14 protein-coding genes, 1 tRNA gene and 1 pseudogene are annotated in these 14,741 nt (G+C 61.6%); 12 read left to right on the plus strand and 4 right to left on the minus strand.

Translation table 11 applies throughout. The features are described from left to right. Nucleotides 1-100: 100 nt before the first annotated feature. A complete protein-coding gene (locus tag NMA58_RS00400; RefSeq protein ID WP_434711946.1) occupies nucleotides 101-1,618 on the plus strand; it encodes an ATP-binding protein in 1,518 nt (505 codons plus the stop codon). Nucleotides 1,619-1,740: 122 nt separating this feature from the next. Then, nucleotides 1,741-1,817: transfer RNA gene (locus NMA58_RS00405), tRNA-Arg, on the plus strand. A gap of 43 nt (nucleotides 1,818-1,860) precedes the next feature. On the opposite strand, the gene NMA58_RS00410 is transcribed toward NMA58_RS00405, so the two are convergent. Further along, a complete protein-coding gene (locus NMA58_RS00410) occupies nucleotides 1,861-3,051 on the minus strand; it encodes a helix-turn-helix domain-containing protein (RefSeq protein WP_434711947.1) in 1,191 nt (396 codons plus the stop codon). A gap of 168 nt (nucleotides 3,052-3,219) precedes the next feature. Between NMA58_RS00410 and NMA58_RS00415 the strand changes: the two genes are divergently transcribed. Then, nucleotides 3,220-3,468: an amino acid transporter gene (locus tag NMA58_RS00415; protein WP_434711948.1), complete on the plus strand. Its 249-nt coding sequence runs from the start codon at nucleotides 3,220-3,222 to the stop codon at nucleotides 3,466-3,468. 388 nt (nucleotides 3,469-3,856) lie between these two features. On the opposite strand, the gene NMA58_RS00420 is transcribed toward NMA58_RS00415, so the two are convergent. Then, nucleotides 3,857-4,102, minus strand: a complete 246-nt coding sequence (locus NMA58_RS00420) for a DUF982 domain-containing protein (protein ID WP_430958258.1) — start codon at nucleotides 4,100-4,102, stop codon at nucleotides 3,857-3,859. A 217-nt stretch (nucleotides 4,103-4,319) separates the two neighbouring features. Next, complete coding sequence (locus NMA58_RS00425; protein WP_430958259.1) at nucleotides 4,320-4,736, minus strand: hypothetical protein; 417 nt, start codon at nucleotides 4,734-4,736, stop codon at nucleotides 4,320-4,322. Nucleotides 4,737-4,881: 145 nt separating this feature from the next. On the opposite strand from NMA58_RS00425, the gene NMA58_RS00430 reads away from it, so the two are divergent. From NMA58_RS00430 to NMA58_RS00465, 8 genes and pseudogenes are all read left to right on the plus strand, one after another. Continuing rightward, nucleotides 4,882-5,202 (plus strand): hypothetical protein, encoded by a 321-nt coding sequence (locus NMA58_RS00430; protein WP_434711949.1) that lies wholly within the window; start codon nucleotides 4,882-4,884, stop codon nucleotides 5,200-5,202. A gap of 189 nt (nucleotides 5,203-5,391) precedes the next feature. Next, nucleotides 5,392-5,763: pseudogene (locus NMA58_RS00435) on the plus strand (cell surface protein). Nucleotides 5,764-5,915: 152 nt separating this feature from the next. Continuing rightward, nucleotides 5,916-6,215 carry a hypothetical protein gene (locus NMA58_RS00440; RefSeq protein ID WP_434711950.1) on the plus strand — a complete coding sequence of 100 codons (300 nt, stop codon included), beginning with the start codon at nucleotides 5,916-5,918 and terminating at the stop codon, nucleotides 6,213-6,215. 249 nt (nucleotides 6,216-6,464) lie between these two features. Further along, the gene (locus tag NMA58_RS00445) at nucleotides 6,465-7,127 is read left to right on the plus strand and encodes a class I SAM-dependent methyltransferase (RefSeq protein ID WP_434711951.1); all 663 of its coding nucleotides are present in this window, start codon (nucleotides 6,465-6,467) and stop codon (nucleotides 7,125-7,127) included. A gap of 325 nt (nucleotides 7,128-7,452) precedes the next feature. Then, nucleotides 7,453-8,334 carry an aldo/keto reductase gene (locus NMA58_RS00450; RefSeq protein ID WP_097599398.1) on the plus strand — a complete coding sequence of 294 codons (882 nt, stop codon included), beginning with the start codon at nucleotides 7,453-7,455 and terminating at the stop codon, nucleotides 8,332-8,334. Between the two features lie 619 nt (nucleotides 8,335-8,953). Further along, a complete protein-coding gene (locus NMA58_RS00455) occupies nucleotides 8,954-10,231 on the plus strand; it encodes an alpha/beta hydrolase (protein ID WP_183706618.1) in 1,278 nt (425 codons plus the stop codon). A gap of 81 nt (nucleotides 10,232-10,312) precedes the next feature. Further along, nucleotides 10,313-11,563, plus strand: coding sequence for an NAD(P)/FAD-dependent oxidoreductase (locus tag NMA58_RS00460; protein ID WP_434711952.1), 1,251 nt, complete (start codon nucleotides 10,313-10,315; stop codon nucleotides 11,561-11,563). Between the two features lie 136 nt (nucleotides 11,564-11,699). Then, nucleotides 11,700-12,737, plus strand: coding sequence for a 4-hydroxyproline epimerase (locus NMA58_RS00465; protein WP_434711953.1), 1,038 nt, complete (start codon nucleotides 11,700-11,702; stop codon nucleotides 12,735-12,737). Between the two features lie 192 nt (nucleotides 12,738-12,929). On the opposite strand, the gene NMA58_RS00470 is transcribed toward NMA58_RS00465, so the two are convergent. Beyond that, entirely contained in the window at nucleotides 12,930-14,477 is a 1,548-nt protein-coding gene (locus tag NMA58_RS00470) for a putative bifunctional diguanylate cyclase/phosphodiesterase (RefSeq protein ID WP_434711954.1), read from the minus strand. A gap of 32 nt (nucleotides 14,478-14,509) precedes the next feature. On the opposite strand from NMA58_RS00470, the gene NMA58_RS00475 reads away from it, so the two are divergent. Next, a complete protein-coding gene (locus tag NMA58_RS00475) occupies nucleotides 14,510-14,698 on the plus strand; it encodes a hypothetical protein (RefSeq protein ID WP_434711955.1) in 189 nt (62 codons plus the stop codon). Nucleotides 14,699-14,741: the final 43 nt, after the last annotated feature.

Below are 14,741 nucleotides of genomic sequence, written 5' to 3' on the forward strand. Positions count from 1 at the left end.
CGAGGTGACGCTGCTCGCAAAGATTTGAAAGCGGAGCGTCTTGGTCTAATATAAGAACCCAAGTGAGGGCGGCGAGCGCTGCCGATCGGGTGAAATGACCATGCCGGTTCGAGACCAGGGCAAAGATCCTTCGGCCGACATCCCGGCGGCCGGCGAGGCTGCCAAGGGGCGGTGCCCATCCGGCTTGTTCGGCGGGCTTTCGGGCAAGCTGCTCTGGCTCACCGTTGTCTTCATCATGCTCGCCGAGATCCTGATTTTCTTTCCCTCCGTCGCCAGCATGCGGATGCGCTGGCTGCAGGACAGGCTGAACACGGCCGCCGCCGCCGCCATCGTCATCGACGGGCTGCAGCCGATCGAGCTGCCGCGCGCCCTGCAGAAGGAAACGCTGGAGGCGACCGGCACCAAGGCGATCGTACTGCGCAAGGAAGGCACTTCGCGGCTGCTGGCAACGACTGACATGCCGACCTCCGTCGACGAATCCTACGACCTCACCGACGTGCCGCCGCTGACGGCGATCCGCGACGCGCTCGACACCCTGGTCTTCGGCGGCAGCAGGATGATCCGCGTCTACGGCCCGGTCGGTGATAACAAAGTCGGCGTCGAGGTTGTCATGAAGGATCGGCCGCTGCGCACGGCGATGTTCGCCTATTCCCGCAACGTGCTGCTGCTTTCCGTGCTGATCTCGCTTTTCACCGCGACGCTGATCTTCTTTGCGATCAACCGCATTCTTATCGGCCCGATTCGCCGGCTGACCGGCAGCATGCAGCAATTCTCCTCCGATCCCGAGAATCCGGCCCACATCTATATCGGCGACGGCGGCCGGGACGAGCTGGCGGTGGCCGGCCGCAATCTCACCTCGATGCAGATGGAGCTGCAGAAGACGCTGAAGCAGCAGAAGAACCTTGCCGCTCTTGGCCTCGCCGTTTCAAAGATCAATCACGATATGCGCAATATTCTGGCTTCCGCGCAGCTGATGTCGGACCGGCTCGTCGATGTCGATGATCCGATGGTCAAGAGCTTCGCGCCGAAGCTGCTGCGCACCATCGACCGCGCGGTCGGTTATACGACGGAGGTGCTGTCCTACGGCAAGGCGAGCGAATCGGCGCCGCGCCGCCGCCATGTTCGGCTGCTGGGACTGACACAGGACGTCAAGGATATGCTGGCGATCGATCCGCAAAGCGGCATCGAGTTTGTCGAGCAGTTCGCTGCCGATCTCGAGGTCGATGCCGACGGCGAGCAACTGTTCCGGGTCATTCACAATCTCTGCCGCAACGCCCTGCAGGCGCTGACTTCGCCGGGCGAGGGCGGCCCCGGCGCCATCAGGCGCATCACCGTTTCCGCCCAGCGTGTCGGCAGCGTCGTCAGCATCACGGTGGACGATACCGGTCCCGGCATGCCGCTGAAGGCGCGCCAGAACCTGTTTGCCGCCTTTCGCGGCTCGGCCCGTTCCGGCGGCACCGGCCTCGGCCTGACCATCGCCCGCGAATTGGTGCTCGCCCATGGCGGCACGATCGCGCTGGTGGAAAAGCCGACGGTCGGCACCCAGTTCCGCATCGAGATCCCCGATCGCCCGGTTTCACTGGATGATTACCGCAATCGGACACAGGGTGAGAAGTGACGGGATTTCGCCGGAGCGTGGCCGTTGCAGACAAAGAGCGATTTTTTCAGAAATGCTCTTGCAATGTCCGAAAGGACCCTTTAGAGGATCGCCCACGCAAGCGGCGCCGCCGCTTCTGCCACGCACCCGTAGCTCAGCTGGATAGAGCACCAGACTACGAATCTGGGGGTCAGGAGTTCGAATCTCTTCGGGTGCGCCATTCTTTCCCTGTCCGACCCGGAGACATAGGTAACAGATTGTCCCTAAGACATGGGTGACAACCTCGTGCCGAACGGGTTGTCGATGGTTTGTAAAGTCCTCTGCTCCAGATCGATATATCCGAGATCATAGTGCATGAAGCTGACGAGCCAAATGCCGTCGTCGACCTCCTTGAGGCCGAGCCTCTGACCGGCCATGACGGTTGAGATGTTGATCTTCTTGCGATGGATGCACAGACGGCCGCAGTTGGTGACGATGGCATCGCGGTCATGGAAGGGATAGCTGATCTCGGGCAGCCCCTCATAGGGTCGCGGCGAAGCCTTGTAGACATCGGCTGGGACCTTCATCGACAGGGCCTCATGCGGTCTTTCGGTGTTGAACTCGCTGACGAATGCGTCGAAGCGCATTTGCTGCTGGAGAATATTGCGTCCCGGCGGACGGGTGGCTTCCTTCTTCAGCGTCAGATGCATGCGTTCATGGCGGCCATTCTCCTGCGGGTGGCCGGGGCGAATGCGTTCGAAGGCGACGCCGAGTCTGAGCCACCAGACCGACAGTTTCGAGAGATTGTAGAGCCCGTTCGGGCTGGCAAACGGCAGGCCGTTGTCGGAACGAATGGCAAGCGGAAGCCCACGCTCGGCAAAGACTCGCCGGAACGCACCGAAGACGCCGCGTTCGCGGGTCGTCTCGAAGGCCTCGCAGCACAGGAGATAGCGCGAAGCCTGGTCGGTGATCGTCAGGGGGTAACAATATCTGCCGTCGCCCAGCTTGAACTCGCCCTTGAAGTCGGCGCACCAAAGATCGTTGGGTCCGATGGCTGTCGAGAGCGTCGTGCCCACGGCCTTGTTCGCCCGGTTCCTCTTGCGGGCCTGGCTCACAAGGCCGTACCGGTCGAGCACCGCGTGCACCGTGCTTCTGGCTGGGATGCGCACGTCGCCGGCCAGACGGCGGACCAGGAGCTCGCGGATCTTGCGCGCGCCCCAGTGCGGCTTGTCCTTCTTGCATCGCACGATCATCGCCTCGACCGGCTCGGGCAACTGGTTGGCATAGCGCACCGGTCGCAGAGACCGGTCCGTCAGGGCCTCCAGCCCGTCCTCCTTGTAGCGATTGAAGATCTTGTAGCCGGTCTTGCGCGAGATCCCGAACTCCCGGCAAACCTCGCTCATCCCTTCGCCCTCCAGCAACCGGGCGACAAATCGAAGACGCTCATCCATGACCGAAGTCTCTCTCCACGGCATCAACACCTCCCGCAAAAAAGCGAAAAGTGTTACCCATGTCTCCGGTACAAAACGTCACCTATCTCTCAGGCCGGGCACCCTTCATTTGATACCTCCTGTTTTGGAAAATCGGTTCCGAATATCATAGGCGTTTCCCGCCTCTGTCCGTCACTTCATCAGCAGATATCCATGACCGAATCCGACTTCGACAAACTGGCAGTTACCATCCATAATGAGCGGCTGAAGTTGCTTGCGACCTTCCTGAACGGCATCGGCATTTCGGTGTTTGCGGTCGGTGGCCTGGCCCCTGTATTTTCCAGCCTGTATAATTCCGGCGGCCCGACCCTTTTCCTGATGCTGGTCAGCATCGTTTGTTTTTTGACCGCATGTACATTACATTACTCGGCAAGCACGGTTCTCAAAAGGATGAAGCCATGACGACGATGGAAATGATTTCGCTGCTCCTGATGCCTATCGCCGGATTGATCATCGCCGGAACGGCGGTCTATCTCGTCAACCATCACAAACTTTGATCGGGTTCCGCGCACCGACGCAACAGAAACCTCCCGAAAGGGCTTGCGGGCCTGTCCAGTGCGAAAGTGCCTGGCTGGCCTAAATCATTTCCAGCCTATCGCACCCACGAGCTTTTCACGATCTGACCAAGCCAACGAATTGCTCTGCTGGCCTGATCCCGTCGCCTTCATCGGCGCGCTGCAGCTAATGGACATTGACCATCTGTCGCGCGGGCGCTTCGGCGGCTTCTCCGGGAATGCGCTCGAAGCGGCGGGAAGGTTGGCCGCGAGAATGCTAGACCGGGGCATGTCGCTCATTCCTTGATGGGGATCCGGGCTTCGATCGCAGCTTCGATGAACGCCTGCCGCGCCTCCTCCCGGCTCCGTTTGCCGGATATGACATCGGCGCAAACCGCACACGCTCTGTCGAGCGCAGGGCCCTCTTCTGTCGGCCAATCTTCGATCAGCGCCCATGTTGCGGCCTGGGTCGTCTGGATGACCACCCACTGATCCGGGCCTTCAAGGGCAAGCGTCACCGGCTTCTTCCATAGGGTTTGCATGATTGCAGGATCTCCACTGCGTATTCTCTGCCGCCTGCTCACATAAGACAATTCAGTCGGCGTGGCGAGGTGGCCGCCTGAACAAGATGTTCTCTGGAGCAGTGAGCTGCTCGTGAAACACCGGCATACTCGGCTCGCCTATTTTTCGGCAGTCGCTTCTTTTCGCCGCTTGATTCTCAGTCCCAATGGAGGAAAGCGAAAAGTATCGAAAGATCGCCTAGTTGAACTCTTTCTCAAAGTCTTCCCTGTCTTTCTTCCCGGACATGGATGAGTAATAGCCGCTGCAAATCAGATAGGAGCACTCATCCGGGTCGCCCATGTCCCATCCCGGCAGGCAGAGCACGACGCGTTGAAACTTGGCATTGCAGAGTCCATGGTTTGCTAGCAGCCGCGGCTCGTTTCCGAAATACGCGCTTATGGCTTTCTGACGAGTCCATGCAGGCACGGCTTTCCAATCAGCCTGGCCACCCTCGTCGCTCACATTGGCGATCGCGCAGAGCGACCAATTCGATATCATGATTGGCTGATCGCAGGGAAAAGCCTGGACGGCGCTCCCCAGCAAGATTGAAATCAATGCCATCAGCCGCTGGCCGTAGACCATCGCGCCCTTCTCCCTCATGCCACTCTTTCGCATTCTAGATTGCTCACCGTTGCAACCATCTAACCCGGAAAAGCTCTAGTGGCGTGGTTGCCTGCTGCCGGCACGCCTAGTTTCGCGCAACCTTGCTCGTGTATCCGCGAGCCTAACGATGTTTGAGGCGTTTCAGCCGGGGGAATGCATGGCGATGGGAAGTTTTCGGGCTCTGGGCGCGGCGGCGACGATGGCCGCCCTTGCCGGCTGTGTCGACCATGCGAACGCGCCCGTGCTTTTGCCTATCGGCGTGCCGGTCAATCCGCCTGCCGTCGCCCAAGGCATCTGCGTAACCGACGGCAACGCGATGTATGACGAGGCGAAGAAGCAGTATCATCTGCGCGCCCAGTTGACCGGCTATGCCGAGGCCGATGCGCTGGAAGAGGAAACGACGGCGCGCGCCGCTGCCCATCGCCAATATGTCGCCTGCCTGTCCGCCCAGGGTTACCGGGCTTTATACGCGAATTGAGAACAGAGAATTCGCATTCTTAGCCAGCGCCCCTCGCGCCATTCTTGCTGTCGCGACTTTCACGTTTTCTCGCGAAAAACTCACGCGGGATCGCCTGCAATCACGAGTTTTGGAAACTGTGCGTGCGCGCGGAACTGCGCACTTGGGACAGGCATTTTCCCGGGATAAATCCACGAAGGAGGGTTTATCATGAAGATGTTCAATCTTGTCCGTTCCGCCGTCGCGCTCAGCGTGCCTCTCGTCCTCGCGCCGATCGGCCAAGCTGAAGCCGCTCCCCTTCAAACGGTGCGGCCGCCCGATATTTCCTACGTATAAACCGTGCAGTATAAGCCGCATCCCGGTCTTTGGCATGGCTATCGCGGCTTCCGAACGGAGCGCCCCGGCACCCGCCGTCACTCCGATGGCTACTGGTATCCGCTTGCCGCTTTCGGTGTCGAGGCCGGCGCCACCGGCTCCATCATCCGCCAGCCGGTGAACAGACCGGCGGCTCCGACAATGTGCAACCCTACGTTTTCAGGATCGACCGGTCCCGGCAGCATGCCCTGCGATAACGGCTATTGAGCCGGCAAATGAAAGGGCGGCGCGAGCCGCCTTTTTCCTGTTTCGGGCGCCGCTCACATGTTCGTGACCTCTGTTGCGATGCGGTAGATTGTGACAGATCCGCTTCCTAACTCCTCGGCGTAAATTCAACTGATCCTCCCAAGGAGACGACAATGATCACGACGTTCAAGAGCGGCCTGGCGGCCGCAGCCCTCGGTGCGATGCTCGGCCTTTCCGCCTTCGCAGCGCAAGCGGCACCCCTCCAGTCGAGCGCGACGCAGCAGGGCTCGGTCAAGCAGCAGGTTGTCCAGGATGAGACCCGCGTGCAGCACGACAGGAGCACGACCGGTTCGATTGATGAAGGCAGCCCGAAGGGCATGGCCTCGCCCTACATGATGAACCCGAAGAAGCCGCTGAACATGGATTGCAAACTCGGCTTCAACCCGACGAGCAGCTCCGGCTGCAACTATTAACCGGGCGCTTTGCGGTGGCGACTAGGCCGCCGCGGTGAGGGGCGGTTTCCCGGCCGCCCTTTTTCACCGCAGAGGACGGCGCTCGCTATGTCAAAGCCGCCGCAGATGCAAAAAATGCCGGACGCCGATAGGAAAAGAGGTGGGAAATGCCGGCTCACAAGGGCGATTGACGTCTCTGCCTTGGAATTGCCATGCTGGCCGCGATGGTCGCATTCATAATCAATTGAATTTCAGACAGGTGGGACAGTCATGACCGCAAAGGCTGCATGCTCGGATTTCCTGCATTTTTTCCGCTCCTGGATCAGCAATCCGCTTCGGGTGGCCGCCATCGCGCCATCGGGTGATTCCCTTGCCAGGATCATGACCAGCGAAATTGCGGAGCTCGATGGGCCGATCATCGAGCTCGGCCCGGGCACGGGCGTCTTCACCCGGGCGCTGCTCGCCCGCGGCATCAGCGAGGCGGATCTGACGCTGATCGAATACGGGCCGGAATTCATCGATGCGCTGCAGGCGCGGTTCCCGGCGGCGCGGATATTGCAAATGGACGCAGCCCACCTTGCCCAGGCCGATATTTTCGAGGGAGAACCGGTCGGCGCCGTCATTAGCGGCCTGCCGCTTCTGTCCATGTCGCCGCGCAAGATCGCCTCGATCCTTGCCGGCGTCTTCACCTATATGCGCCCGGGCGGGGCGGTCTATCAATTTACCTATGGTCCGCGCTGTCCGGTGCCGCGGCCGATCCTCGACCGCCTCGGCCTGAAGGCGGTGCGCATCGGCGGTACGGTTCGCAACCTGCCGCCGGCCTCCGTCTACCGGATCTCGCGCCGCAAGCCGCTGGAACTCTCGCGCGAACGTCTGAGATTCCGTGACGCGGAGATCGAAGTGGCCGCCTTTTCCGGCGAATCGGCCGGCTGAACGCGGCACCGGCTGAGCGGAAGCGACAGGCTTCGACGCAGCCCGGCCGATATATCCCCGCATGCGGCAGCCGGTCGAGGGACGATGTTTCGGCCTCTCCCTGTTATCCCCGCGGAGCCGTCCTATATCTGCAAGCGTCGCAGCGGCCGCATGTCCGATATCGCCGCGGCGGCCGGGTCATCACCATGCCGGGCATCACCAGACACGGCAGACATTCAGAACCGAAACCATCTTCGCCAGTTCGGCATCCCCGCGCCGGTGAAGCGAGCGGCTTCGGCCAATTCAACGACATTGAACGATTTTATTGACCAAGAGAGGAAAGATCATGTCCAGTCACAACGCAGCCAAGTCAGGCACCTTCAGGATCGGCGGCGAGATCGAGGTCAATCGTCTCGGTTTCGGCGCCATGCGCGTTACCGGTAAAGGAATCTGGGGTGAGCCCGACGACCATGCCGAGTCCATCCGGACGCTGAAGCGCCTGCCGGAGCTTGGCGTCAATTTCATCGATACGGCCGATTCCTACGGCCCCGATGTCTCCGAGTGGCTGATCAAGGAGGCGCTGCATCCCTATGGCGCCGGATCCGTCATCGCCACCAAGGGCGGCCTGACCCGCCACGGTCCCGACATCTGGCTGCCCGTCGGCCGCCCGGAATATCTGATCCAGCAGGCGCATAAGAGCCTGCGCAATCTCGGCGTCGAGCAGATCGACCTGTGGCAGCTTCACCGCATCGATCCGAAGGTGCCGGCCAAGGAGCAGTTCGACGCGATCCGGTCGCTGCTCGATGCCGGCCTCATCCGCCATGCGGGTCTGAGCGAAGTCTCCGTCGCCGAAATCGAGGCGGCCTCGAAGCACTTCAAGGTCGCCACCGTCCAGAACCGCTACAATCTGGTCGATCGCACCAGTGAAGACGTGCTCGATTATTGCGCAAAGCACAATATCGGCTTCATCCCGTGGTATCCGCTCGCCGCCGGCGATCTCGCCCAATCAGGCTCGCTGCTTGATACGATCGCCAGGAAGCACAATGCCGCCCCCAGCCAGATCGCGCTCGCCTGGGTGCTGAAGCGCAGCCCGGTGATGCTGCCGATTCCCGGCACGTCAAAGGTCAAGCACTTGGAAGAAAACGTCGCGGCGGTGGACATCACGCTGTCGGATGAGGAATTCGCGGCGCTGGACGCCGAGGGCCGGAAGGTCTTCAAGGCGGCTTGAGGGGCAATGCAAGCTTGCGGCGGCGGCTGCGTTTCGCCGCATGGCCGCCCCTCACCCTAACCCTTACCTGGGCGAGCCACTGGTCTCGACCCGTCCTGCAGACCCCCGTAAAACGGGGCGAGGGGACGTGCCCTGCAAGAGGTTGGCGAGGGACGGAGAGGTCGCGGCATATTCCCTTTGCCCGCGGGGAGAATGTGGCGGCAGCCGGAAGGGGCTGCCGCCGCTGACCGATCTTTAGTCAAAATTTTGACCAGCCGGTCAAACATGCTGCAAAATGAGGCGTCCGCCTGTCATTTTCTGGGCAAGCATTGCGCTTAGTGCATTGCTGCATTGCGGTAATTTCGCTGTTCCCGATCAAATGAATGGGGTATCACTATCTTCGTAAGCAGCGCACTCCTCCTCCCAAGCGCTCTTACATCGGACCGACAGCACTCCTCCTCCCAGTTGTCGGTCAGGATCAAGAGCCTGGCGCACCTCCTCCCGCGCCAGGCTCTTTTCTTTTTCCCCAATACCATTTCGCACGGGCCTGCTTTCCGCGTGCGGTTTGACTCGACAGCCTTCGCCGGACTATTTGAACATGTGCCGTCCGTCCGGCGCGTGAACCGGTTGGAGTTTGGTCATGATCGGCAAATGGCGCGGCACGCGTGCGGCTCTGGCAGGGCTTCTGATTGCAACGATGGTGCTCGCCGGCTGCGGCGGCAGGCCGGTCGGGGTGATGCAGGCGGCCGGCGCCGTGCCGCCGGGCACGTCGAAGGTCGATCTCCTGGTGGCGACGACGCGCGCTGCCGATGACAATCCGGCCGTGCTTTTCTCCGGCGAACGCGGCACCGGGCTCGCCGTCAACGCCGTCGATGTCTCGATCCCGCCGGAAGCCAATCGCAAGATCGGTCAGGTGCAATGGCCGAAGCGGCTGCCGGCCGATCCGCTCCGTGACTTCGTCACCGTTTCCGTCGATCCGCTCGAGGGCGAGCGGGCAGGCGAGAGCTGGCTGAAGAGCCATATGCCGAAGAGCCGCCGCGTGCTCGTCTTCGTGCACGGCTTCAACAACCGCTATGAGGACGCGGTCTATCGCTTCGCGCAGATCGTCCACGATTCGCGTGCCGACGTCGCCCCCGTCGTCTTCACCTGGCCGTCGCGCGCCAGCATCTTCGATTATAATTACGACAAGGAAAGCACCAACTATTCCCGCGATGCGCTGGAGGAGCTGCTGACTCGCACCGCCGCCAATCCGGCCGTCGGCGACGTCACCGTCATGGCTCATTCGATGGGCACCTGGCTGACCGTCGAAGCACTCCGGCAGATGGCGATTCGCAACGGTCAGGTCGCGTCGAAGATCAACAATGTCATCCTTGCATCGCCTGATCTCGACGTCGACGTCTTCGGCCGTCAGTTCATGAGCCTCGGCAAGGATAAGCCGCATTTCACCATCTTCGTCTCCAGGGATGATCGGGCGCTGGCGCTGTCGCGGCGCATCTCCGGCAATGTCGACCGGCTCGGCCAGATCGATCCCTCCGCCGAGCCCTATCGCAGCAAGCTGGAGGCGGCCGGCATCACCGTGCTCGATCTCACCAAGCTCAAGGGTGGCGACAGGCTGAACCACGGGAAATTCGCCGAAAGCCCTGAAGTGGTGAAGCTGATCGGCGACCGGCTGATCGCCGGCCAGACGATCACCGATTCCAATGTCGGTCTCGGCGAGGCGGTCGGTGCGGTGGCGATGGGGGCTGCCCAGACCGCCGGAAGTGCCGTCAGCGTCGCCGTCAGCACGCCGATCGCGATCTTCGATCCGCGCACCCGGCGCAATTACGATGCGCAGCTGAAGCGGCTCGGCCAGTCGATGGACAATACCGTCGGTTCGGTCGGCGACAGCGTCGGCGCCGGCCTGCCCGAAAGCCGGTAAAAATTCGTAGGCAGCACCGCCGATCTGATATATCAGGTTGGCGAACGGCAATGCTGTCTGCCGTGCAGGTGGGTTGATCGCATGACGGATGAGACGAAGAAGAAGGTGGTCGTCGTGGGCGCAGGCGTGATCGGCGCCTCGATCGCTTTCGATTTGCAGCGGCGCGGATTTCAGGTCACGCTGATCGATAAGGGTGAGCCCGGGCGCGGCACCTCTTTCGGCAATATGGCGAGCATCGCGCTCGATTTCGCCGCCGGCTCCGGCCCGTCGACCTGGAAGAAGATTCCCGGCTGGCTGCTCGACACCGAAGGCCCGGTCTGGCTGCGGCCGTCCTATGCCGCGCGGATGCTGCCCTGGTTCCTGCGCTTCCTCGCGGCCGGCCGGCCTTCGCGGCTCCGGGAAATCGAGGATGCCGGCATGAGCCTGTCGCTGCGGGCGCTCGGCGATTTCAGGGAGATGCTGCAGGCGATCGGCGCGTCCGAGCTGATGACGGAGGAAGGCTGTCTCGCCATTTACGAGACCGAGGCGGAATTTGCCGCAGACCGTGGCCATCTTGCCATGATGCAGCGCTACGGCCGCGAATTCGAGGTCTTGAGCAATGGCGCCATCCAATATCATGAGCCGGCCCTTTCGCCTGTCATCGCCAAGGCCGTGCTGCTGCCGGACAACAAGTCGATCCGCGATCCCTATAGGCTGGTCGTCAGGCTGACTGACGCAGCCATCGCCGCGGGCGCAGCCTTCGCCTCCGGCGCTGTGAGCAACATCGAGCGCAAGGGCGATGGCACGGTCGTCGTCGCCCTCGATGACGGACGTCGGATCGAGGCCGCTTTCGTGGTGCTCGCCGCCGGCGTCCACACCCGTTTCCTCGCCGCAAAACTCGGCGAACCGATTCCGCTCGAGACCGAGCGCGGCTATCACACGCAGATCATGAAGCCGGGCATTTCAATGCGCTATTCAGTGATCTGGCCTCATCGCGCCTTTATGGTGACCCCGACGGCCGGCGGCATCCGCGTCGGCGGCAATGTCGAACTGGCCGGCCTCGACGCCGCGCCCGATTTCCGCCGTCCGCGCGTGCTGGTGCGGCACGCCCAGCGGGCGCTTCCGGGTCTGAAGGTCGAGGAGGCGACGGAGTGGATGGGCCATCGCCCGGCCTTGCCCGATACGATCCCCATCATTTCGCCGTCCTCGAAAATGCCGGGGGTTTTCTATGCGACCGGTCATGGCCATCTCGGCTTGACATATGCCGCAACGACAGCGCGGTTGATCGGCGATATGGTGAGCAGAGCAAAACCGTCGGTCGATATGACCCCGTTCCGCATAGACCGATACTGATTGAGAGCAATTCCAGGAAAAGTGTGAAGCGGTTTTCCCAGGCAAAGCGGAACGCGATTTTGCCGGGAATTGCATTAAAACAAAGTTGGAACCGAGTCGGCGGCGTCAGCCGTCACGCCCGAACTGGAGTTTCGAGATGAGATGGAAGCGCACGATACAGCTGCTGGACGTTCATGCCGAGGGCGAGATCGGCCGCGTCGCGATCGGCGGCGTTCCGAAGATTCCCGGCGAAACCATCGCCGCACAGCTGCACTGGCTGAACACCGATCCGAAAGGCGACGAGCTCCGCCGCTTTCTCTGCCTGGAGCCGCGCGGTGCACCGATCGGCTCGGTCAACCTGCTGCTGCCGGCAAGGCACCCCGACGCCGACGCCGCCTTCATCATCCTGCAGCCCGATCAGGCACATGCCAGCTCCGGTTCGAATTCGATCTGCGTGACGACGGCGCTTCTCGAATCCGGCATCGTCGAGATGAAGGAGCCTGAGACGATCGTGACGCTGGAGACCGCCGCCGGCCTCGTCAAGGCGACGGCGACCTGCCATGACGGGCGCTGCGAGAAGGTCAGGCTCACCATGGTGCCCTCCTTCGTCCATGAGCTCGACGTCGAGATCGACACGCCGCATTGGGGGAAGATCAAGGCTGATCTCTGCTATGGCGGCATCTTCTATGCCCTCGTCGATGTCGGCCAGATCAATCTGACGATCGAGAAGGCCAATGCGGCCGGCCTCGTTCAGGCCGGCATGATCCTGAAAGAGCTGATCAATCGCGACATCAAGGTCGTCCACCCCGAAATTCCGGCAATCTCGGGCGTCGCCTATGTGATGTTCCGCGACACCGAGGCCGATGGCACGGTGCGAACCTGCACCACCATGTGGCCGGGCCGCGCCGATCGCTCGCCCTGCGGCACCGGCAATTCCGCCAATCTCGCCACCCTTCATGCCCGCGGCAAGGCCAAGGTCGGCGACACCTTCACCTCGAAGTCGATCATCGGCTCGGAGTTCGAGGTCGGCCTGCAGGCAGTCACCGAAGTCGCCGGCCGCCCGGCGGTCATCCCCACCATCACCGGCCGCGGCTTCACCTTCGGCCTCACCCAGGTCGCGCTCGATCCCTTCGACCCACATCCCGGCGGCTTCGCTTTGACGGATGTCTGGGGGCCGTCGGCAGGGGAGATTTGACCGTTCGAGCGGTGCCGAATGTGCGGTGGCTCCAGACGGTTTGCGCCAGGGTCTAGCCCGTGCCAGCGATACGGAGCGGGTCTGGCGGGGCCGCATGCCACCCTCCATCACCGATGTCCCGAAAGAGCCGTTGGCAAGCGAGAACTTCTTGTCTCAACTTGCCACCGGAAAGAGAACCCTCTTTGCCGCCTATCAGCGACGTTGGGCTATCCTGGCGCTGATCTGGTCTGCGGCAAGGCTCTCGGCCGGTGCCGGCCTGCCAAGCAGGTAGCCTTGGCCGATGTCGCAGCCGAGATCCTGAAGCCGTTGAAGTTGGCTTTCCTCTTCGATGCCTTCGGCCGTTATCGTCACGCCCAGGCCCGCGCCGAGAGCGATAATAGCCTTGATCACCTTGTCCTGCTTGTCGTTCGTTTCGAATGAAGCGACGAAACTCCTGTCGATCTTGATCTTGTCGAACCGGTAGTTGGAGAGCTGCGAGAGGCTGGAATAGCCCGTACCGAAGTCGTCGAGAGCAATCCGGACGCCGGCGTTCACCAGATCGTCGAGGACAATCCGGGCGGTGGCGGCATCCTGGATGATGGCGCTCTCCGTCACCTCCAGCTCGATCCTATGCGCGGGCAGACCGACATCGCCCAATATCTTCAGAATCCTGAGGCCCAGCAATCGGTCGCTCAGCTGGATCGGAGACAGGTTGAACGACAGGACCAGATGATTTGGCCAGGAAAGCGCATCGCCACAGGCGTGGCGCAGCAGTTGGTCCGTCAGGTCGACGATCAGACCGGCCTCTTCCGCCACGGGGATGAACTCGTTCGGCGGGATGAATTCGCCGGATGCCGTCTTCCAGCGCGCCAGCGCTTCGAAACCGATAATCTCCTTCGTCTTCAGGTCGACGAGAGGTTGGTAATACGGGACGATCTCAGCATTCTTGATGGCGGCTCGCAGATCCGCTTCCACCCGGATCCGCTTCGCCAGCTCCTCTTGCATCGAAGGGACAAAGGACTTCACCAGATTGCGCCCCTGCTTTTTCGCCACATACATCGCACAGTCCGAATGGCGAATGACCTGGCTTAGATCGTCGCCGTTTTCAGGGTGGAGCGCGAGGCCGACACTGGCGCCAAGATCGACGGCGACGCCATTGAATGTGAAGGGCTTGCTGATCGCGCTCACGATGCGGTTTCCCAAAGCGACGAGATCGGCATTTCCGGTGCGCCGCGCCAGAACGACGAACTCGTCGCCGCCAAGGCGGAAAATGTGATCACGCGGAAAGAGGGAAGAAAGCCGCTGAGCGACGGCCTTCAACACCGCATCGCCGTGATCGTGCCCGAGGAGGTCGTTGATCTTCTTGAAGCCGTCGAGATCGATGCTGAACACGGCATAGCTTTCCTGCGCCCGTTGATCGATCATCGACTGCGCGCAGACGGATTCCAGAAATCTGCGGTTAGGTAGTTCGGTTAGCGTATCGTGACAGGCAATCCAGTCCACGTTCTTTTCGGCCTGCAGCCTGCGGTCAACCTCTATCGAGAGATCCCGGATTCTCAGCGCCGAGTAGATCAGCCCGAGAAAGCCGGACATATTGAGGGCAAGCAGCGCGTGGTCCAGTGGAAAGTCATGATGCTTTTCGATGAACTCATCCAGCCCCTCATGCCATTGGAAGCGCCAGGACAAGCAGAAGAGAAGCAGGAAGCACGAGAGCCAGGCCAGGATCTCCATCTGCGGTCTGGTGGGTCGGACGCGAGGCATATGAACAGGCTCCTGGTGTGTGAAGAGCCATCATGGCCATCTCGGAAGACCGCATCGTCCCCGACCTTATTCCGATCGACGACCCGGCCGCCGAATGCCGGCATCGACGGCGCCGAAGACCGCCACGACTCAAGGGTGGAGCCAAGGGCATCGGCAATTCGATCACTGGCAGACTGCGGGCATTCGTAAATCCGGATTTCAGTGTGGTCTTCGAAGATTAATGGTGCGTTTCCGCGGCGAAGGTTTTGGGCGTTTCGCTGCGCG

It is taken from the genome of Rhizobium sp. YTUHZ045 (assembly GCF_051124255.1).
Classification (GTDB): Bacteria; Pseudomonadota; Alphaproteobacteria; order Rhizobiales; family Rhizobiaceae; genus Rhizobium.

What these genes read in the sequence shown, in the direction of transcription:
- NMA58_RS00400 (WP_434711946.1), top strand. Translation starts at nt 101, where the DNA reads ATGCCGGTTCGAGACCAGGGCAAAGATCCTTCGGCCGACATCCCGGCG.
- NMA58_RS00410 (WP_434711947.1), bottom strand. Translation starts at nt 3,051, where the DNA reads ATGCCGTGGAGAGAGACTTCGGTCATGGATGAGCGTCTTCGATTTGTC.
- NMA58_RS00415 (WP_434711948.1), top strand. Translation starts at nt 3,220, where the DNA reads ATGACCGAATCCGACTTCGACAAACTGGCAGTTACCATCCATAATGAG.
- NMA58_RS00420 (WP_430958258.1), bottom strand. Translation starts at nt 4,102, where the DNA reads ATGCAAACCCTATGGAAGAAGCCGGTGACGCTTGCCCTTGAAGGCCCG.
- NMA58_RS00425 (WP_430958259.1), bottom strand. Translation starts at nt 4,736, where the DNA reads ATGCGAAAGAGTGGCATGAGGGAGAAGGGCGCGATGGTCTACGGCCAG.
- NMA58_RS00430 (WP_434711949.1), top strand. Translation starts at nt 4,882, where the DNA reads ATGGCGATGGGAAGTTTTCGGGCTCTGGGCGCGGCGGCGACGATGGCC.
- NMA58_RS00440 (WP_434711950.1), top strand. Translation starts at nt 5,916, where the DNA reads ATGATCACGACGTTCAAGAGCGGCCTGGCGGCCGCAGCCCTCGGTGCG.
- NMA58_RS00445 (WP_434711951.1), top strand. Translation starts at nt 6,465, where the DNA reads ATGACCGCAAAGGCTGCATGCTCGGATTTCCTGCATTTTTTCCGCTCC.
- NMA58_RS00450 (WP_097599398.1), top strand. Translation starts at nt 7,453, where the DNA reads ATGTCCAGTCACAACGCAGCCAAGTCAGGCACCTTCAGGATCGGCGGC.
- NMA58_RS00455 (WP_183706618.1), top strand. Translation starts at nt 8,954, where the DNA reads ATGATCGGCAAATGGCGCGGCACGCGTGCGGCTCTGGCAGGGCTTCTG.
- NMA58_RS00460 (WP_434711952.1), top strand. Translation starts at nt 10,313, where the DNA reads ATGACGGATGAGACGAAGAAGAAGGTGGTCGTCGTGGGCGCAGGCGTG.
- NMA58_RS00465 (WP_434711953.1), top strand. Translation starts at nt 11,700, where the DNA reads ATGAGATGGAAGCGCACGATACAGCTGCTGGACGTTCATGCCGAGGGC.
- NMA58_RS00470 (WP_434711954.1), bottom strand. Translation starts at nt 14,477, where the DNA reads ATGCCTCGCGTCCGACCCACCAGACCGCAGATGGAGATCCTGGCCTGG.
- NMA58_RS00475 (WP_434711955.1), top strand. Translation starts at nt 14,510, where the DNA reads ATGGCCATCTCGGAAGACCGCATCGTCCCCGACCTTATTCCGATCGAC.